Raw genomic sequence first — 20,217 nt, 5'->3', positions numbered from 1 at the left:
GGGCGTTCAAGTGAATCCGCAAGTTGATCCAAAGAACGCTGTGGACGTTAAACACTAAGCAACTGGAATGCTACCTTCGCCGGGAAAGATGCACAACATGTTGCCGATGGGAACTGGGAGAACTCTTACGGCGTCTTCCAGCGTGTGAAACCGTTCGCTCGAAGTTCGCAAGCTGGGCAGACTCCGCATCCGCGACCCCATTCGTGGGTTGTCTCGGTGTCCCCCTGATAGCAAGTCAAAGTGCGCTCCCGGATCAAATCAACGAGAGCCGCTCCCCCCAGTCGCTCGGCAAGTGCCCATGTCTGTGCCTTGTCTATCCACATGAGCGGCGTCTCAAGAACGAAACGGCGCTCCATGCCAAGGTTGAGTGCGACCTGGAGTGCTTTCACTGTGTCATCACGGCAGTCCGGATAGCCAGAAAAGTCTGTTTCACAAACGCCGGTCACAACATGCTTGAGACCTCGACGGTAGGCGACAGCAGCCGCAAACGTGAGGAAGATAATGTTCCGCCCGGGCACGAACGTGTTCGGCAACCCGGATTCGGTCGTTGCGATTTCAACTTCACGGGTCAAAGCAGTTTCGCTGATCTCGCCTAGCACGGATAGATCCAGCACCCGATCCTCCCCGAGCTTGGCGGCCCATTTCGGAAAATCACGCTCCAAGCCAGCTCGGAAAGCGCCGCGAGCGTCCAACTCGGCGCGATGGCGCTGCCGATAATCAAAACCAATCGTCTCCACGCGCTCGAACCGATCTAGGGCCCAAGCCAGACATGTTGCGGAATCTTGACCGCCCGAAAAGAGTACGAGTGCGGTAGAATCGGACATCATTGGGCGTCCGTACCATAGAAACTACAAGCCCCGGTGTCGCTATCGCGTCTTACGGTTACGCGCCATAAGTTCGGACAGATTGGCGCAACTTTCCGCCAGATCCACGACGAAAGGTTTTCCATGGTCGCGGGTCCAAGATCATTTATCTCATCTAGAAAACGGTGATCGAGACCGTCGCGAGCCTCTTCGAGGGCCTGATCGAGCAGCCCCAGATCGATGACCATGCCGCTCTCTGGGTCAGGGCGACCGCGAACTACTACTTCTGCGCGGTAGGAATGGCCATGAATCCTACGGCTCGGCTCGACGTCGATGGTGCGGTGAAGTGTGTGCGCTGCATCGAACCGAAACTCCTTGCTGAGTTCGTACATTATCGAATCCCCATGAATTTATGGGTCTGCAGAGACAGACGCCAGTGTGGATGTTGCAGGCAATAAGCTATCGCCGCCGCTGTATTTGCCTCGAGTTGGGGGCCGTCGAGTGGCTGCAGGAGGAAGTGGTCAAACGCGAGTTTCTCAAAGGCCTCAGGATCTAGACCGGCTTGCGGAAACACCAGTTTCAGCTCATTTCCCGAAGTTTGCGCCAAGGTTGTCGCCCCCTTGGGGCTAACGGTAATCCAATCAATCCTGTTGGGGGCCGCCAGCGTGCCATTAGTCTCTAAGGCAATTTCGAACCCGCGATCATGGAGTGCCGACACAAGCTCATCCCCCACCTGCAGAAGCGGTTCACCGCCTGTGAGAACGACGAATCGTCTGGACGCTCCACCGCCCCACATATTCTCAATTCCGATTGCCAAAGAAGACGCATCGTTGAACCGTCCACCGCCAATGCCATTGACGCCAACAAAATCGGTGTCACAAAAATTGCAGGCGGCTTTCGCTCGGTCGCGCTCCCGGCCACTCCATAGGTTACAACCCGCAAAACGGCAGAAAACGGCCGGCCGCCCAGTGTGACGACCTTCGCCCTGCAGCGAATAGAACATTTCTTTGACTGCGTAACTCATGGCTTTCAGGCTGCCCTTGCGGATTCGGCCAGGCGCCGCTTGATGACCTGGACTAGGTGAAACGTTAATTGGCGGACATCGGATGGAACGTTCTGGAGTCCGTTCCAACGTCGGCGCTCGGCGCCGAACTCCCACTCGCCCTCGCTCCAAGCGGTCTTTCCCTTCAGCAGTCGCAAGCCATTGGCGAATTCGCCACGCGTTGCGGCACCTGTAACGCTGTTGAGAAAGTCCATGACATACCCGAGAGCGACAATTCCTGTGCCATGAATCAACCGGGAGGTTTTGGGTGTCTTGCCAACCCAGTCTTCTGCAAAGACGTGTTGAACTGCATGAAAGAACTCGCTCATCATTGTGACGCCGTGTTCAAGCAAGAGTTTGTCTTCGCCGGCGTAAAGCCGCAGCGCTCCGTCACTCAACGAGTTCATAATAACTCGCTGCAGCACCGTGTCCCGGATTACCCCCTTTGGATTGGTTTGCTGCTTGATTAGTCCCCTCAGCGACGAGCCCCTGCGATAGTTAAGAGCCTCCGTGGCAAGTGCTGCTTGCGACCGGCTCGACATGCGGTGCGGCAGATCTCCTACCTTCGGGAGCAGTTCGTAGACCAGTGCCTTTGGTAGGGGGCGCGTGTTATTCACGAGGATGAACTGTTTTTGCAGTTCCTCCTCAGTCTCGCAGAGAAAGCCCGACACGAGCACTTCAAAGTCACGGCTTCGTAGTTCCGAAAGCGCCGTAAAGCGCTGTTGCCCATCGACGATCCAACCCGGCGGGCCGTTGGACGTATCGATGACCAGCTGGCAGAGTCGACTTTCCGGGTTTGCTGCTGGCTCTAGCCGAGCCTGCCCCATGAACGCGACCACGATGGCGTTGGGTAAAATCGAGTTCGGCTTTTCGAGATAATCTCGGATTTCGCGAATGTGGCCCGCGATCTGCGGCCGCTGAAAACCTTGAAGCGCCCCGCCGTCATCGCGCCCCGCCCGCTCGATTCGAGCGATGCGTGCCACTTCAGTGGCATTCGCAATAAACGTAAAAACCGCCAGTTTTTGGCTCTGAACCGGCGCGAGCGCGTCAAACCGAAGAATATGGTTGTTGCTCATAGGCTCTCCTGTCGGAATTCGCTTAGATGGGTGTGAAAGACGTGGAGGTTATGGATGCCGCGTCGCTTGTTGCGATTTGAGGTACGAAAGATCACAGCCTCCACGCCGCTCTCCCGACAAACTCGGCAGCCACATCGCTCCCAGGGACGATCGCCAAGGGTGTGGGCGTAGACCTTGCGCTGTCGGGTTGCGGCGTCGGCACGTCGGCTTGGCGACGCCTCATCGTGCCAGTTCAGGGCGGCCCAATACTCCATCACGGCATCAAGGCTTTGGTCCAGGGTCGCGCCTCCGTCAGCGTAAGCACGCACGCCCCGAAGCGCGGCGTCTTCAAGACGCCTCGCATCTTCCTGGTTGAGGCTGCCTTCAAGAGCCTTATGCTTGAGTTTGTTGTTCTGAGTGGCCTGCGGAATGCGAATTGCGGTGTAGTAAGAGAGGTCGCCATCGGGCGTCCTCACCCAGTAATTCTTTCGGGCATCCTTGAAAGCGCGCAAGAGCGGTGACGTCGTATCGAAACTGGTCACGCGGTACTGTTCCAGCACAGCCAGTTCCTCGATTTTCCCGAATCCAAGAAGATGCAGTCGAACCTGATCGGGGAGAGTGTCACGCAGTGCTTGTAGGATCCGGCGGATCTGGTCGATGCTCAACGGCACGGTGCCGCCGATGGCTAAGTAGTCGTATCCCATGCTGGCCAGGCTGGAGGCGGCCTGCGCCATACTCTCAGCCGACCATCCCTGTATTACGCCCATTGGGGTGAAGTCTGGGCCTAGGCCTGCGGCGGATTTGTAGAACTCGGTTGCATTCTGAAGGGTGATTTCGTAGCGACGACGCACATCCTCCGGCACGTCGTCCATGGTCCGCTTCAAACCCAGGTCGTCAAAGTCAAAGATAAGGTGATCGGGCGAACAACCATGCGTGAAGCCGCCATCGGCATAGAATTCCGCTGTGTCGTCGGCGCTATACGGTGGCTCCGGTAGATTCCGATAGGTGAAGGCGCCGCAGTCGCCCATCATCAAGCTTCCTGGAAACCGATCGAGCGGATAGCGCAGGAAACGTCGGGCGCCCTCGCGACGAAAGCGCATCAACTGTGCTTCCGAATATTTTCCTGGCTGCCGCGCGTCGCCGACGATGCCGCGGGAAACCAGGATTCCGTCATAGGGCGCATGTTCGAGGAATTCGTGAGGATACTGGTCATCGCGATGAACTGATCGGCCAGCGCCGTTGCGGTCCGCGACGAAGTCATATTCGGGGTCGATCGTATCGACGCTGTCTGCGAAAACGAACCGCATCACGCCACCTTGGCGAAGGCGTGCATGTGGTCCAGGCGTGCTAAATGGCCCGACAAGAGCTTGATGTCGCGCCCAACGTTCTGAATCTCATTCCAATCGCGCTGCAACTCCGCCCACCTGCCGCTTGTCCAGCGACAGTATGGAGCAATGCGCGACAGCGACTCGGTCGCGTGGAGCAGCAGGTCCGTACCAGGAGCAGCGCGCGACATCATGCGATCCATCAAAAGACTCATCGCCTCGATACCGGCTGAGTGCATAAGCCGGCTTTCGGTCGGTGGGCGACCCCACGCCTCAGAAAAGACGTCACGCACGGCCGTCCAGTAGGCCACAAGTACGCGGTACATTGCATCGACATCGGCGGGACACTCTGCTGTCGCTTTATACGGAGCGAGCGAGCCAAGAGCGCTATTGATGCTGTTACGTATCGCCTTAATCAATGCCGAGTCAGTGACAACGGCGGTCGTGGAATCTTCGGAGACCCGTTTGATAAAGCCTTGGAATGGAGAATCAGATGAAGTGTGGAGGAGATTGACGAGTTCGCTCGGGATTTTCCGAGACGATAAATCCCTCGGAAAAGCGGTCTCTACCTCTGGAAGCAATTCGTTGATCAGCCGCGGGTCGAGCGGTTTTGCCTTGTTGACCAAGATGAACTGTTCGCGATGGACGGATAACTCCTCCGACACAAAGGCGACGACGGGAACAGGAAAGCTCTTGTTCCGAGCCTGAGATAGGGCAATCGAACGCTGTTGGCCATCGACAATCCAAGCCGCCTTTGGGCCGTCGCTTGGAAGCGGGATGCGCAATGTTCCCGCCTCGCAGGATCTTACGTCGCCGCTGGGTTTTTCTCCCCTAGCCTGGGTGAAACGCGCGTGCGGCGAGAGCGCGAGAATAATGGCGTTCGGGAAGAGCACTGGCCCCTGATCAAGAAACTCTGTGATCGCCTGGACGTGGCTCTTAATGCCTTTGCGCTGAAATCCCTGCAAAGACCCTTCGCCGTCCCGGTGAACGCGGCTAATCTCAGCAAACTTGAGGAGGTCGGCACCAGCAACAAAGAAAGCATAGACCGCTTTGTCGGCCTGTTCGGTGCGGACGGCACGAACAGCGAGCATTGCCTCCTTGGCCTTTCGGGGACGCGTCATGCGACTTCCCTTTGCTCGATGGCGAGGCGGTAAAGACGGCTAAACCGCGCTTGCTCGCATGCAACACCCTCTTCATCGCGAAGTGCGCGGAGGATTTTCGCAATGCCTGATTCCGTCTGAAGACGCGCCAGAATTAGCTGAACAATCTCCAAGTCATTGCGGCGTGGGCGGCGTGGGCGGTTGGGTGCCGCCACTCCTCCGATGGCAGCCTCGACGGCTGCGTAATCGGCGTCTCGGTCGCATGCGTCGCGTTCGGTCGCCACCAAACGAACAAAATGGAGCAGGGCCCGTTGAGAAAAGTCGGTCCGGGTACCCGGGAAGATAGCGTCCAAACGACTGTCGTAAGGAGCAACCGATGGGTGGAGTGTGGCTGGCAATGCCGATGCAAGAGATGCGCCGAAGATGCGCAGCCGCGCCAATGTTTGAGGTCCGAGTTCACTCAAGCTCTTACCTACCATCTCGGCATACGGACGGGTAAGCGCGATGAGCACTCGCTCAGAACCTTGGCCGAATACATCTATCCATTGATCCGAATAAGAACCTGACATAAGGCTGGAAAACCAGGCGGCGGCATCGAACTCATTTGATACCTTGGCTGCGACGGATTCAGCGTGCCCCCCAGAGACAGTGAGCCCATAGAGTGGGATCTGCCGGTTCGTATCCACCAGGCCCAACCCGGCAGAAAGGACGTAAAGTTTGGCCTCGGCCATCGTTGCGGCCTGGGTCGCGAGTCCAAACCCTCGACCAGCGTAGACAGCGCCGGCGGAAGCCGCGACTGGCAGTGCCCGCAGCGTCGTGTTCCAGGCGGCTTGAATCACCTCTTGTGAACCCACAGGCAAAGAAACTGCCGTCGCCGCGAGGGGCACCTGCGCCATTTTTCGACGGGTGCAAATAGTGATCACAGCCGCAATCGGCTTGGGGATCGAGTGTTCGAGAGATCGCGCAACTGCTGTCGGATTCATCGATAACTGCGCCTAAAAAAAACCGCTTGCGTATCTGTTGTCGTGGCCGAGGACTACATCTGGGGGGATTGACAGCTTTCGCTACAAGCTGCGGTCCCCCGCACGGTGTGTGTGCAATAGCTACGGGAAACTGACGTGTTTTGCAATCGGGGACCGCAATAAATGCAGGCCCCACGAAAGCTTTGGTGCGAAGGACTGCAGTTATTGGGCCGATTGCTCGCCGAGACGCCTTGATTCCGAGACACGCCTCTTCCTCAGAGTTCGGACCGAAGCTATCGGCTGGGATCGGAGGGCTCCTTGATGGCACCGTATGCTCAGCGAGGTTTAATGGACCTGCTGCGAGACGATTCGATAGGCATCGACTGAGGGGCACGACGAATGAGATCAGCGCATTTCGCTTCGCAGTGACCGATGGCATACTTGGCGCATGCCGAATTTCCGGGCCTTACAGCTCGCGGCCGCTATGTGTCGCATTCGCGCGAGCCACCAGCAACTGACTTGCTGCGCAATTTCTGTTCGTCAGAGCTGCCAAGCTCGGAGCTTTTGATGGTATGAATTTCTCTGAAGGGATCGGGCAACGCCTACGCGACCGGCGCCGGGCACGGAATGAAGGTGTCCGTCTTATCTCTCAGAAACAGGCCCTCTACGTGGTGGCCGGATCCTTCGACAAGACTGCGCGCGGTCAACGGAAGCTCTCGAAGGGACCGGCGAGTGTCGTCGAGCTCAATCGGGGTATCCGTTTCAGGCGGGTCAATACGAACGACGTTGTTCTTTCCGATAAGGAGGTAAGCTTGGCCAAGGGCGTTTTTGGACTGAGCACGGGCCGCAGCGTTGAAAGACCTCATGAAGGCCCACTCCTTCGCCCCACCTGAGCGAGCCTTCTCGTCGACCGCGAAAGTCGACTCGCCGGTGCCGATGCTGAGCACCCGAATGCTCTCGCGTGGAACATCGTAGCAGGCCAAAGCATCGACCACGGCGTTCATCACCGGGTTGTTTGCCCAGATCCCCCCGTCGATCATGATGTAGCCGTCGTCATCGACAGCGGGATAATAAGACGGGGCAGCCGTCGTGTGCAGGGCGACATGGGCGAACTTCTTGTGCCGATCCTTCTGATGGTCGGGATGATGTGGCGTCTTGTACAGGAATGGCTCGCCATGTAGGCCTTCGAAGCTCGGTATCACGAGCCGCTTTGTCGAGGCATCCAGAACCTTGTCGCCAAAAATCTTGAGAAGCTCATCCTTCAGAACCGATTGATCATGCTTGGGTTTGAAGATCCAACGCGCGAGCTTGGCCAACTTCCTGACACCGGTGCTGATAGGAAAGATCCGTTCGCCCCGTTCGACATAGATGTTCAACGCCTGCTGCGCCGTCATTCCGTGTGCCAATGCCAGTGCGATAATCCCGCCTGTGGAGGTGCCCGCGATCATATCGAAATGATCGGCAATCGACGCTCCGCCGAGAAACCGCTTCTCCATTTCCGCCAGATAGGCAGCCGGGAAGACGCCGCGAATACCACCCCCGTCGATCGAGAGGATGCGGAACAGCCGATCTTTCGGCCAAGGCAGCTTGATGCGGGTGTGTTGTATCGTCCCGTCCGATCGGCGTGGCGGCGAATAATTCATTGGATCCTATCCTCTATTGAAGGGATGCGTGGGTGTCCGGCGTGCCGGCCCCCACCTGTCCATTTGCCTGTCATCAGCCAGAGCTCGTAACAGGCTAGCCAATCCAGCGCCCAGGGCACTGTCGTTTCCGCAATCCGCATGGACGCGTTCCACTCATTGTTCTCGGGGTCGAATAGACAAAGCGTCGGGTCGTCAGAGGGCGGATAGACATGAGGAAGTTGGCCTTCCACGTTGTCAGGGAGCCGTACGAGAACCGGTTCGAGTATCCTCACTTGTGGCGCCATACCGACCCGATAACGAATTTCGAGCATGTAACGGGAGTGTTGCGGCCGCACATCTCCTATCCAACGAACCGACTGGGTACGCCGGTCTATATTCCGTGCGAGTAGCTGCGGCCATGTCGCCTTCATGGCCGCAACCTGTTCACCGACGGATAGCAGATAGGCAGCCATCAGATCTTCTTGCCGAAGAACGTATGCGGCCGCGCCGCTGCCACGGCTGGACTTGCGAGCGGCGCGGCTGCGAGTCCGGCAATGATGCCCGGCGTCGGGAAGAGGATGCCGCCCTTGTTCGAATAGAGCTGCTGCGATTTCTGAATTGCCGAACCAACCTGGCCTGCAATATTGTCCGCAGCCCGGGTTACCACCCGGTCGCCGAAATTACCGCGCAGCCAGTCCATCATGTCGTCGGGGAACATTTCTCCGCGGCGCATTTGCTCCAGGCTACGAACAAGCGCCCGCAGATGACGGGCGAATTCATCCTGCTGGGCCACCGACTCTGGCCAACGGTCCGTAAACACGTCATCGGCGCAGACGGGATTGGCGACATGCAGCTTACGTCCGTAGAGTGAAGCATTCTCGATATCGGCGATGATCCAATTCGCAATCCGGATCATCATTGCCGAAAGCGAAGAATTGGGCTGCGCAGCCTGACCGGCGTAAAATGACAGCATCACCGACGGAGGAACGCGCCCGGAGTATCCGGCGTATTGAATGTTCCGGAGGCGTTTGATGAGCTGAAGGGCCAGGGTCGCAGTGTTCTTGACGATGAAGTGCGTCTGATCAGGGACGTCATCCACCTCTGCATCGGCCTTTGCGGTGCGGCTATACATGTCGCGCCAGCGCCGATTGAATTCGCTTGCCATACGGGCTTCGAGCGGAGTTCTTTCATCATACCACCCCGCAAACCCATAGGCATTCATATCCACAAGGCGATCGTCGCTGGAGCGCGCGGGGCCTTTGGCGTGGGTGATGAAGCTCTCACGCTCACGCGTCCCGTATTCCCGCAGCGCGGGGGTGATGTCCAAATGCATTTTGTCGGCATAGTAGAGCGTGACGCAGCGTGTCTGCCTCCTCACGCGTTGAACTGGATAGTCGGCCAATGCAGCTTCAAGGGCACGCAGAATTTCCAGCGGCTCCATGGTGCGAAAACGGCCACCCAGTTGGGAAACGATGTCGAGATCGAATTCGTCGTCGGTACCACGGTTGGAAATCGTAGCGTCGATCGCCATCGAACCCTGCGGGTAGAAATGCTCGATCTGATCGTGGAACGCTACGGTTGCTTCCAGATGATTCCTGACCGCCTGGTACCGGCCCTTGGCCTTGTCGTGAAGCGAGGGCGGGAGCTGAATGCTTAGAGCAATTTCAGCGAGAATGCGGTCCAGAGGATCGTCAAACGGGTTAATTCCAGAAAGTGCCTGCTGCGTGTTCAATGTTCTTCTCCATCCCGGGACTCAGTCCCGATTGATTGTGGGTCGTCATGCCGTCCTCCCCTGAGCCAGTAGGTTCACTATGATCTGATTCAAAATGTCGCTACTCCGAACATAAATGGGTGCCTTGAATGCTGCTGTCAAGGGCCTTACAGTTAGCCTAGTCCGAACTTGTGGATAACGGACGATTGAGACAGCTGTTACGGTGGATTTGAAATGAAGTTTGGTACCCGGATCAAAGAGCTGCGAACGCAGAAAGGACTGACATTAGACCAACTCGCTCAAGAAACAGGCTCCGCAAAAAGCTACATCTGGGAACTTGAGAACAAGAATCCACCGCGCCCATCGGCGGAGAAACTTGCGGCGATCGCGTCGGCGTTGGGCGTCACAGTGGACTATCTGATTGGCTCGGACGAACAAACGTTGGAAAAGGCGGAAGACACTGCATTCTACCGAGAATACAGCAGTCTCCCAGAAGACACGCGCCGGCAGATTCGAGAGATGGCCAAGATTCTTGGGACCAAGAAGCCAAAATGATCGAAGCCGATCGACCTCGTCCGTTGAAGGAAGCCGCTCGCATTACGAAAATGCTGGATGCCGTCTTTGGGGACGACCGCTTTGATCGCGGCCCAGTTGATGTCGCACGACTTGCCCTGGAATACTCAGCAAATATTGAGCCCAACGGTCCCATCCACGAGGTCGTCGAGCGTAACATTCCTGGTTGCATCGGAGCGCTGGTCTACAGCGAACCTCGGCCGCGGCAGTGGGCCATCATGTATCATCTCAATCAATCAGCCGGCCGACGGGCTTTCACGATCGGTCACGAGTTGGGACACTATGTCCTCCATCGTCGAATGATCGAGGACGACGACGCCTACGATCACGGCATCTATTGCGACGAGAACAGCATCATCCGTCGAAATGGGTCAGGAATTGAAAAGGAGGCGGACGAATTCGCCGCGGCACTCTTGATGCCGTTTCATGATTTTCGAAAACAGCTGCCGGCGAAGGAACGTCCTGACTTTGACGCGCTCGGCCGAATCGCAAAGCGTTATGGAGTTTCGTTGACCGCGACGATTCTCCGTTGGCTCGAGTACACCGAAACCAGGGCGATGATGATAGTGTCGAATGAAGGGTTCGCACACTGGGCGAAATCGAGCGGTCCCGCATTCAAGACAGGCCGATATCTCAAGACGAAGGACACGGTATTTGAGCTGCCTCAACAGGCTTTTGCTGCGCGCCGAGACTACTCGGACGCGGCGACGGTCGGAACAATGCAGGTAGCGAATGTCTGGTTTCCGGAACCGGTGTTTGAAATGTGCTTCCGATCAGACCGATACGATCAGGAGATTACGCTTCTCCACTTCGAAGGCGAGGGGCCGCGAGACCAAGGGGAGGAAGAAACCCCCGATACGTTCGACCGGTTTATTCAAAACGGACAATTTCCGGCTACATGATCTAGATCGGCGCAAATGATCTGCTGCCGGATAAGCGCTTAGCGACTTTTCGTCGTTTTTCGAGGGCCAATCAGGGCGACCCCAGAGGGGCCGGGCTGTCGGCAAAGCTGAAGCCCCGCCTGCGACGGGTCTTCACCCATACGGGCTTCCATCCCTGACGCGAGATCGGTCACGCCGACGTTCCTTGCTTCCGCCTGTGGGTATCGAGACGGGTCGACGAGAGTGAGAGTGCGGACCGGGTTTGCCGTGACGGGTTGAAGGTCGGGAGAGAGGCTCCTGGCGCCCGTCGCGGAGAACCGCGATGTCCAGAAACACCGCTAGCGCCCGTTCCGGCAACGACCGGCCAGGCCTCTATCAGGAAATCACCGACAAGATCATCGCCGAGCTGGAAGCCGGACGTATCCCGTGGGTGCTGCCCTGGGGGACGGCGGCGGCAAAGGCGCCGCTCGCCATGCCGGAAAATGCGTCGACCCACCGGCGCTACTCCGGCATCAACATCCTGATCCTGTGGGGCGCGGTCATCGAGCACGGATTCACCGGCCAGAGCTGGCTTACATTCCGCCAGGCGCTTGGCCTCGGCGGCAACGTCAGGTTGGGTGAGCACGGCACCACCGTCGTCTACGCCGACCGCTTCATTCCGAACGACGAGAAGAAGCGAGCCCGTGAGAGCGGAGACGAAGCACAGGCGGTTCCGTTCCTCAAGCGCTTCACAGTCTTCAACGCCGATCAATGCGAGAACATGCCGGAGGACCTCGCCGCCGTCGCACCACCACCTCCGCCGGGAATGATCGAACCGCAAGCAGAGGCGCTGATCCGGGCCACCGGCGCGGATTTTCGGATCGGAGGCAGCCGCGCCTTCTACAGCCCGCCGCACGACTTCGTGCAGGTCCCGCCGCCGGCCGCCTATTTCGAACCGATCAATTGGCACCGCACCGCATTCCATGAACTGGGGCACTGGTCGGGTCATCCTTCCCGGCTCGGCCGTGACATGGCCGGTTCCTTCGGCTCCAAATCCTATGCGCGCGAGGAACTGGTGGCGGAGATGGCCGGGGCCTTTGTCTGTGCTTCTCTCGCCATCGCGCCGACGGTGCGCCATGCCGACTACATCGGCTCATGGCTGGAGGTTCTGCGTGAGGACAACCGTGCCATTGTCCGTGCCGCCAGCGCCGCGTCGAAGGCCGCCGAATTCATCCTTGGCTTCGAGTCGGGCATCGATCGGCCGGTTGCGGCAACATCCGGAGAAGACGAGCGGGAGGCTGCGTGATGCTGGCCACGCCGAAACGTGGAGCTGGTAATACGCTTCTCCGGCTTCCCGGTTCGGTGCCCGCAAGAGTGAGAGGGGTGCCGGTTTTTCATGACGGGTTTTGGGTCGAGAGAGCGGCTCTCGGCGCCCGTCGCGGAGACTACCGACATGGCTAACGCCGTTCAGAAAATCATCCTCAGTGCCTCGCGGGACATTCCCTTCAACAAGCTGGTGCTCAGCCAGTCCAACGTCCGGCGGATCAAGGCCGGTATCTCGATCGAAGACCTGTCCGAGGACATTGCCCGGCGCGGACTACTTCAGAGCCTCAGTGTTCGGCCGGTGCTCGATGCCGATGGCGCCGAGACCGGCATGTTCGAAGTTCCGGCCGGCGGCCGCCGCTTTCGGGCGCTCGAACTCCTGGTCAAGCAGAAGCGCCTCGCCAAGGCCGCGCCAGTGCCGTGCATCCCGAAGGCCGCCAACGCCGCTACCTCGGCCGAGGAGGATTCCCTGGCGGAAAACGTCCAGCATGTCGGGCTGCATCCTCTCGATCAATTTCGCGCCTTTCAGGCACTGCGCGAGAAGGGGCAGTCCGAGGACGACATCGCGGCCGCCTTCTTCGTCTCGGTCCACGTGGTGAAGCAGCGTCTGCGCCTCGCGGCCGTGTCGAACGCTTTGCTGGACCTCTACGCCCAGGACGGTATCACGCTGGAGCAGCTCATGGCGTTCACCGTGACTGGCGATCATGCCCGTCAGGAGCAGGTTTGGGAGACCATCCAGCGCTCCTACAGCAAGGAACCCTATCAGATCCGCCGCATGCTGACGGAGACGACGGTGCGGGCCTCCGACAAGCGTGCGCAGTTCGTCGGTCTTGACGCCTATGCCGAAGCCGGCGGCGGCATCATGCGCGATCTCTTCCAGGGCGACGATGGCGGCTGGCTGGAGGACGCCGCTCTGCTCGATCGCCTCGTTGGCGAAAAGCTGAAAGCCGAGGCCGAGGCCATCGCCGCCGAAGGCTGGAAGTGGATATCGGTCGCAGTCGAGACGCCTTACGGAAACACGCACGGAATGCGCGCGTTGGCGGGAACGTCCGCCGACCTGACAGCCGAGGAGCAGGCAACGATCAACGCACTGAACGCCGAATACGCCAAGCTCGAAGCGGAATACGAGGAAGCCGACGAACTGCCGGACGAGGTGGACGAACGGCTCGGCCAGATCGAGACGGCGCTTGCCGCCTTCGACAACCGTCCCGTCATCTACGATCCAGCCGAGATCGCGCGCGCCGGAGTCTTCATCAGCATTGACAGCAACGGCAACCTCTCGGTCGATCGCTGCTATATTCGCCCTGAGGACGAGGCCGCTGTGACGATGGATGGCGATGGAGTGGATGCCGACGGCGCGACGCCCGAAGCATCCGACCCGACTGCCCCGGTTATCCAGCGCGCCGTCATCACCATCGGCGGCCAGGCCGAGCCGGAGGATGACGAGGACGATGTCATCAAGCCGCTTCCGGATCGCCTGATCAGCGAGCTGACCGCGCATCGGACGCTGGCCTTGCGCGATGCGCTCGCCAACGAACCCTCCGTGGCCTTCCTTGCCGTGCTGCATAAGTTCTGCCTCGATGTCTTTTCGCGGTACTCTCCGCACGCTGTCTGCATGGAGATCTCCGTCAGGAATGTCGGCTTTGCCCAGCAGGGACCTGGGCTCAAGGAAAGTGCCTCGGCCCAGGCCGTCGATGCCCGCCATAGGGCATGGGAGGAACGCCTGCCCAACGATCAGGCTGACCTTTGGGATGCGCTAGCCGCGCTCGAAGGCACGGAACAGGCGGCGTTGTTCGCGCATTGCGCGTCGTTCGGCGTGAACGCACTCTACGAGAAGGCCGACCGCTACGGCGCCGGCCCGTCGGCGAGTGGTATCCAGCGCCGGCTTGACCAGGCCGACGCGCTGGCTCGAGCCGTAGGCCTCGATATGGTCGCGGCGGGTTGGAAGCCGACCGTCGACAACTACCTCTCCCGCGTTACCAAGCCCCGCATTCTTGAGGCCGTGCGCGAGGCAAAGGGCGAGCAGTCGGCCCAACTCATCGACCATCTGAAGAAGGGCGACATGGCGAAGGAGGCCGAACGGCTGCTCGAAGGCACCGGCTGGCTGCCGGAGCCGCTGCGTCTCGCCGAGATCGAGCCCGCTACCGAACCGAGGACTGAAGTCGACGCCGACGCGCTGCCGAGTTTTCTCGCCGGCGATGACGACGAGGTCGCAGCCGACACCGATGAGGAACGTCAGCGCATGATCGCGGCAGAATAGTCCTGCGACCGCGGGGCGGCTCCGGCCGCCTCGCATCTCACAGCCCATCAATCCCATCGAGGTCCAGCTCAAGGCCGCGGCGGGAGAGGAAGAGGAAGGCCGGGACGGGTTGAGCCGATGCGGTCGAGAGAGAGCGCCGACCGGCTCGACCCCTCCCGCTCTCCCGAGGTCTCCTCCATGACGAATGCCAAAGCTTTCGCGGCCGCCCCTGCGCCTGCGTCCCTCCCGCCCGCCTCTATCGCCGATCCCACCATCATCGTCGCCCAGGCCGCACGGCTTCTCCTGCCCCATCTCGAACGCGGCCAGCGTGTCGATGCGACCGTGCTGCGCACCGCGATGGAAACGGCCTTTGAAGCGTCCGATGCCTCCGGCGCCTGGGACTGGAAGACCGCATATGACGCCTGCGAGGCGGCGACGGTGCTCTTCTTGCGCAAGTTCGGTCCGGCGATTCGCTCGCACTCCGCATCACCCGCCGCCATGCTGCCGATGCTGGCCAGGATCGCGGGCCTTCTCCCCACCCACACGCGCCGCTCCGAAGAGAGCCAGACGCTGCAGCAGTTCTCAACGCCAATCCCGCTTGGACTTGCCGCCAGCACGGCTGCCGCGATCACACCCGCCGACCGCGTGCTGGAGCCTTCGGCCGGGACAGGCCTGCTCGCCATTCTCGCGGAACTTGCCGGCGGATCGCTCATCCTCAATGAACTGGCCGAGACCCGCGCAGGGCTGCTCGGCCGACTGTTTCCAAACATCGCCGTCACCCGCTTCGACGCGGCTCAGATCGACGATCACCTCGACTCGCGTCTCGTTCCGAGTGTCGTGCTGATGAACCCGCCGTTCTCGGCGATGGCCCATGTCGACGGTCGCATGGCGGACGCGGCGCTCCGCCATATCGCGTCGAGCCTGTCGCGCCTTGTCGATGGCGGCCGCCTCGTCGCCATCACCGGGGCGAGCTTCACGCCTGACAATCCGGCCTGGCGGGACGCCTTCGTCGGGCTGCAGGAGCGCGGGCGCGTGGTGTTCTCGGCGGCCATCGACGGGGCTGTCTATGCCAAGCACGGCACCACCATCGATACCCGGCTGACGGTGATCGACAAGGCTTCGGCCGAAGACCCGACCGCGTTTCCCGTTTCGCCTGGGACAGCGCCCGACGTCGCCACGCTTCTCGGCTGGGTCGCCAATCATGTCCCGCCGAGACTGCCTTTCGGTGCCACCGTGGCGCCGGTTGTCGGCTTGGCTACCCCTCGAAGCGTGCGCGCCTACGCGATGCGCCAGTCCTCTGGTACAGCGGGAACGGCGGAGCCAGAAGGCGTCGAACTCGTCTATGAGGCCGTCGATTGGAAGCCGGCTGAGGGTGGCCGGATCACCGAGGCGCTTTATGAGGAATACGGATTGCAGGCGATCCGTATTCCCGACTCTCAGGTTCACCCCACAAAGCTGGTGCAGTCGGCGGCCATGGCCTCGGTCGCGCCGCCGACACCGACCTATCGGCCACACCTGCCACCCGTCGCCGTCAGTGATGGCCTGCTGTCCGACGCCCAGCTTGAAAGCGTCATCTACGCAGGCGAGTCCCATGCCGGTCATCTCGCCGGATCATGGACGGTGGATGAGACGTTCGACCTCGTCTCGGCTGCGCGCGACGACGCCGAGAACGCCGTCCGCTTCCGTCGCGGCTGGTTCCTGGGCGATGGCACCGGCGCCGGCAAGGGCCGCCAGGTCGCCGGCATCCTGCTCGACAACTGGCTGAAAGGCCGCCGCCGCGCCGTCTGGGTGTCGAAGTCCGACAAGCTGATCGAGGATGCTCAACGGGATTGGTCGGCGCTGGGCATGGAGCGACTGCTGGTCACGCCGCTCTCGCGTTTTCGCCAGGGCACACCGATCCGGCTTGCGGAAGGTGTCCTATTCACCACCTACGCCACGCTGCGGTCCGACGCGCGCGAGGAGAAGGTTTCGCGCGTCCGGCAGATCGTCGACTGGTTGGGCTCCGACTTCGATGGGGTGATCATTTTCGACGAGAGCCACGCCATGCAGAACGCCGCCAGCGGCAAGGGCGAGCGCGGCGACCAGGCCGCCTCGCAACAGGGCCGTGCCGGACTTCGACTTCAGCACGCACTCCCGAACGCGCGCATCGTCTACGTCTCGGCGACCGGCGCCACCACGGTCCACAATCTCGCATACGCCCAGCGCCTCGGCCTCTGGGGTGGCGAGGATTTTCCGTTCGCCACGCGTGCCGAATTCGTCGAGGCGATCGAGGCCGGAGGCGTCGCGGCGATGGAGGTGCTCGCGCGCGATCTTCGGGCGCTCGGCCTCTATGCGGCTCGGTCACTCTCCTACGAGGGCGTCGAATACGAGTTGCTCGAGCACACGCTGACCGACGAACAGGTCCGCATCTATGACGCCTATGCCGGGGCGTTCGGTATCATCCACAACAACCTCGATGCGGCGATGCAGGCGGCCAACATCACCGGCTCGACCGGCACGCTCAATGCGCAGGCCAAATCCGCCGCGCGTTCGGCCTTCGAAAGCGCCAAGCAGCGCTTTTTCTCCCACCTGATCACCAGCATGAAGACGCCCTCGCTGATCCGGTCCATCGACCGCGATCTTGAAGAGGGCCACTCCTCCGTCATCCAAATCGTCTCGACCGGCGAGGCGCTGATGGAGCGACGCCTGGCGGAAATCCCGACCGAGGAATGGAACGACGTTCGCGTCGACATCACGCCTCGCGAATATGTCCTCGACTATCTCGCCCATTCCTTCCCGGTGCAGCTCTACGAGCCGTTCACCGACAGCGAGGGCAAGCTGTCATCGCGGCCGGTCTATCGCGACGGCCAACCGGTCGAGAGCCGCGAGGCTGTCGCCCGGCGTGACCGATTGATCGAGCGGTTGGCGTCGCTGACCCCGGTTCCCGGCGCGCTCGACCAGATCGTCCAGCGCTTCGGCACCGACCTGGTGGCCGAGGTGACGGGTCGCTCGCGGCGCATCATCCGCAAGACCGGCGTCGGTGGTGTCGACCGTCTGATGGTAGAGACCCGTGCCGGCTCCGCCAATCTCGCCGAGGCGCAGGCGTTCATGGATGATGCCAAGCGCATCCTCGTGTTTTCGGAGGCAGGTGGCACCGGGCGCAGTTATCACGCCGAGCTGTCGGCGAAGAACCGCCGGCTGCGGGTTCACTATCTGCTCGAGGCGGGGTGGAAGGCGGACGCCGCCATCCAGGGGCTCGGTCGCACCAATCGCACGAACCAGCAGCAACCGCCGCTGTTCCGGCCGATCGCGACTAACGTCAAGGCCGAGAAGCGCTTCCTCTCGACCATCGCACGTCGGCTCGACACCCTCGGCGCCATCACCAAGGGCCAGCGCCAGACCGGTGGCCAAGGCCTGTTCCGGCCCGAGGACAATCTGGAGAGCCACTATGCCCGCGACGCTCTGGGCCAGCTCTACCTGTTGCTGGTCCGAGGCAAGGTCGAGGGTTGCTCACTGCAGATGTTCGAGGATGCGACCGGCCTGTCGCTGATGGATTCTGGCGGCATCAAGGATGACCTACCGCCGATCACGACCTTCCTCAACCGGTTGCTGGCGCTCACTATTCGATTGCAGAACATCCTGTTCACGGCGTTCGAGCAATTGCTGTCCTCTCGCATCGAGGGGGCTATCGCGTCGGGCGTCTATGATGTCGGGCTGGAGACCCTGACCGCTGAGAGCTTCGTCGTCACCGACCGTCAGGCGATCTACACCCATCCGGGCACCTCCGCCGATACCCGGCTTCTCACGATAACCCAGCGCGAGCGCAACCGGCCGGTCACGCTCGACCAAGCGCTGAACCACCTCACCGACCCCCGAGCGATGCTGCTCATCAATGGGCAGTTGGGCCGCGCCGCCGTGCAGGTCCCGACCAGCAGCCTGATGCTCGACGACGGCGAGGTCGAACGCCGCGTCCGACTCATCCGACCGATGGAGCACCCCGCCATGCCGCTGGCGATGATGCCGCAGACCCATTGGGTCGAAGCCGACCGCCAGGTGTTCGCTCGCGCCTGGGAGGTGGAGCTGACCGAGGTGCCGACATTTACCGACAGCATCATCCACGTCGTCTCCGGGCTGCTGCTTCCGATCTGGAAACGCCTGCCGAATGAATCGACACGCGTCTATCGGCTCCAGACCGACACCGGCGAACGCATCGTCGGCCGGCGCGTCTCATCCGCCTGGGTCGCGGGTGCGACGGCAACGGGCAGCAGCACCTTGAGCCCCGAGGACGCTTTCACGGCGCTGATGGATGGCAAGACGATCCTCGATCTCGCCGAGAGGCTCCAGCTTCGCCGGGTCCGTGTCATGGGCGTGAACCGGATCGAGCTGTCCGGCTTCACCGACGCGATGCGCGATCGCCTGCGCACCTACGGACTGTTCCACGAGATCATCTCCTGGAAGCTGCGCATGTTCGTGCCGACTGACGCCGCTGGCCCCGCCATTCTGGCGAAAGTGCTCGAACGCTATCCGCTCGCGCGGATCGCCGAACGGGAGGCGGCATGATGGCCCGCGACGCTTTCGATCTCGCGCAACGTCTCGGCCGCAACGCCGAGGCCGTCTGCCGCGAGTATCTCTCCAATGGTCGGCGTGACGGCCGCTACTGGCTGGTCGGCGACGTCCAGAACAATCCGGGCCGGTCAATGTTCGTCCGGCTGAAGGGAGCCGAGTCCGGCAAGGGCGCGGCGGGCAAATGGACCGATGCCGCCACCGGCGAGCATGGCGATCTGCTCGACGTCATCCGCGAGAGTTGCGGACTGGTCGACTTCAAGGATGTCGCTGACGAAGCCCGACGTTTCCTCAGCCTGCCCCGACACGAACCCGACCCTCAGCCGCGGCCCCGATCGTCGTCCGCACCGGCGGGATCGCCGGAATCAGCACGGCGGCTGATTTCCATGTCGCAGCCGATTACGGGCACCATCGTAGAGACGTATCTGCGCAAACGCGGCATTACGGCGTTGCACGGAACCGGAGCGCTGCGCTTCCATCCACGCTGCTACTATCGCCCGGACAGCTTCAGCCAAACCGAGACCTGGCCGGCGATGATCGCTTCCGTCACCGATCTCGGCGGCAAGATCACCGGGGCGCACCGTACCTGGCTTGCACCAGATTGTAGCGGCAAGGCGCCGGTCGATACGCCGAGGCGTGCGATGGGCGACCTCCTCGGCAACGGGGTCCGTTTCGGTGTTGCTCACGATGTCATGTCGGCTGGCGAAGGCATCGAGACCATGCTGTCCCTACGAATGGTGCTGCCCCAAATACCGACGGTGGCGGCGCTTTCGGCTGCACATCTCGGCCAGCTCCTGTTCCCGGCAACACTGCGCCGTCTCTACATCGCGCGCGACGACGATCCGGCCGGTGAGGGGGCGGTGCAAAGCCTGGTCGAACGGGCGCAGGCGGTCGGGATCGAGGCGATCGCCCTGTCGCCACGGCTCGGGGACTTCAACGAGGATCTCCGTGCGCTCGGCATCGATGCGCTTCGGGCGGCAGCGCGAGTTCAGATCGCACCAGAAGATGTCGCCCGCTTCATGGAGAAGCCGGCATTGGTCGGCATGGCGACGTGAGCCGC

The 20,217-nt window shown here is 61.1% G+C and carries 16 protein-coding genes; 6 read left to right on the top strand and 10 right to left on the bottom strand.

The window, feature by feature from the left end; translation table 11 throughout:
• Positions 1-125 precede the first annotated feature (125 nt).
• The 10 genes from queC to FCU66_RS16030 form a co-directional block, all read right to left on the bottom strand.
• Positions 126-827: a 7-cyano-7-deazaguanine synthase QueC gene (gene queC, locus FCU66_RS16075; protein ID WP_136616167.1), complete on the bottom strand. Its 702-nt coding sequence runs from the start codon at positions 825-827 to the stop codon at positions 126-128.
• On the bottom strand, positions 824-1,195 hold the full coding sequence (locus FCU66_RS16070) for a 6-pyruvoyl trahydropterin synthase family protein (protein WP_136616166.1): 372 nt from the start codon (positions 1,193-1,195) through the stop codon (positions 824-826). Before FCU66_RS16070 ends, queC begins: the two co-directional genes overlap by 4 nt.
• Positions 1,195-1,827: a 7-carboxy-7-deazaguanine synthase gene (gene queE / locus FCU66_RS16065; protein WP_136616165.1), complete on the bottom strand. Its 633-nt coding sequence runs from the start codon at positions 1,825-1,827 to the stop codon at positions 1,195-1,197. The genes FCU66_RS16070 and queE overlap by 1 nt, the downstream gene beginning before the upstream one ends.
• Positions 1,828-1,832: 5 nt before the next feature.
• Positions 1,833-2,921 carry a DGQHR domain-containing protein DpdB gene (dbpB, locus tag FCU66_RS16060; protein ID WP_136616164.1) on the bottom strand — a complete coding sequence of 363 codons (1,089 nt, stop codon included), beginning with the start codon at positions 2,919-2,921 and terminating at the stop codon, positions 1,833-1,835.
• On the bottom strand, positions 2,918-4,207 hold the full coding sequence (gene dpdA, locus FCU66_RS16055; protein ID WP_136616163.1) for a tRNA-guanine transglycosylase DpdA: 1,290 nt from the start codon (positions 4,205-4,207) through the stop codon (positions 2,918-2,920). The genes dbpB (FCU66_RS16060) and dpdA overlap by 4 nt, the downstream gene beginning before the upstream one ends.
• Positions 4,207-5,316, bottom strand: a complete 1,110-nt coding sequence (gene dbpB / locus FCU66_RS16050; protein ID WP_246093917.1) for a DGQHR domain-containing protein DpdB — start codon at positions 5,314-5,316, stop codon at positions 4,207-4,209. The genes dpdA and dbpB (FCU66_RS16050) overlap by 1 nt, the downstream gene beginning before the upstream one ends.
• A 26-nt stretch (positions 5,317-5,342) precedes the next feature.
• Positions 5,343-6,308, bottom strand: a complete 966-nt coding sequence (locus FCU66_RS16045; protein WP_136616161.1) for a hypothetical protein — start codon at positions 6,306-6,308, stop codon at positions 5,343-5,345.
• Positions 6,309-6,889: 581 nt separating this feature from the next.
• A complete protein-coding gene (locus tag FCU66_RS16040; protein WP_136616160.1) occupies positions 6,890-7,930 on the bottom strand; it encodes a CBASS cGAMP-activated phospholipase in 1,041 nt (346 codons plus the stop codon).
• Positions 7,927-8,340: a type II CBASS E2 protein gene (locus tag FCU66_RS42990; protein ID WP_484177839.1), complete on the bottom strand. Its 414-nt coding sequence runs from the start codon at positions 8,338-8,340 to the stop codon at positions 7,927-7,929. The genes FCU66_RS16040 and FCU66_RS42990 overlap by 4 nt, the downstream gene beginning before the upstream one ends.
• A gap of 41 nt (positions 8,341-8,381) precedes the next feature.
• Positions 8,382-9,641: a nucleotidyltransferase domain-containing protein gene (locus tag FCU66_RS16030; protein WP_136616158.1), complete on the bottom strand. Its 1,260-nt coding sequence runs from the start codon at positions 9,639-9,641 to the stop codon at positions 8,382-8,384.
• Between the two features lie 213 nt (positions 9,642-9,854).
• Between FCU66_RS16030 and FCU66_RS16025 the strand changes: the two genes are divergently transcribed.
• The 6 genes from FCU66_RS16025 (at position 9,855) to FCU66_RS16000 (ending at position 20,212) form a co-directional block, all read left to right on the top strand.
• A complete protein-coding gene (locus FCU66_RS16025; RefSeq protein ID WP_136616157.1) occupies positions 9,855-10,175 on the top strand; it encodes a helix-turn-helix domain-containing protein in 321 nt (106 codons plus the stop codon).
• The gene (locus tag FCU66_RS16020; protein ID WP_136616156.1) at positions 10,172-11,095 is read left to right on the top strand and encodes an ImmA/IrrE family metallo-endopeptidase; all 924 of its coding nucleotides are present in this window, start codon (positions 10,172-10,174) and stop codon (positions 11,093-11,095) included. Before FCU66_RS16025 ends, FCU66_RS16020 begins: the two co-directional genes overlap by 4 nt.
• A 301-nt stretch (positions 11,096-11,396) precedes the next feature.
• Positions 11,397-12,359 (top strand): ArdC family protein, encoded by a 963-nt coding sequence (locus FCU66_RS16015; protein WP_136616155.1) that lies wholly within the window; start codon positions 11,397-11,399, stop codon positions 12,357-12,359.
• Between the two features lie 147 nt (positions 12,360-12,506).
• Positions 12,507-14,636, top strand: coding sequence for a ParB/RepB/Spo0J family partition protein (locus FCU66_RS16010; protein WP_136616154.1), 2,130 nt, complete (start codon positions 12,507-12,509; stop codon positions 14,634-14,636).
• Between the two features lie 177 nt (positions 14,637-14,813).
• A complete protein-coding gene (locus FCU66_RS16005) occupies positions 14,814-19,154 on the top strand; it encodes a strawberry notch-like NTP hydrolase domain-containing protein (RefSeq protein ID WP_136616153.1) in 4,341 nt (1,446 codons plus the stop codon).
• Positions 19,154-20,212: a DUF7146 domain-containing protein gene (locus FCU66_RS16000; protein WP_425462856.1), complete on the top strand. Its 1,059-nt coding sequence runs from the start codon at positions 19,154-19,156 to the stop codon at positions 20,210-20,212. The genes FCU66_RS16005 and FCU66_RS16000 overlap by 1 nt, the downstream gene beginning before the upstream one ends.
• Positions 20,213-20,217 lie beyond the last annotated feature (5 nt).

This window comes from Mesorhizobium norvegicum, assembly GCF_004919685.1.
Taxonomy (GTDB): Bacteria; Pseudomonadota; Alphaproteobacteria; order Rhizobiales; family Rhizobiaceae; genus Mesorhizobium; species Mesorhizobium norvegicum.
The sequence above is the reverse complement of the archived record's forward strand: the minus strand, read 5'-3'. Positions and strand labels throughout refer to the sequence as shown.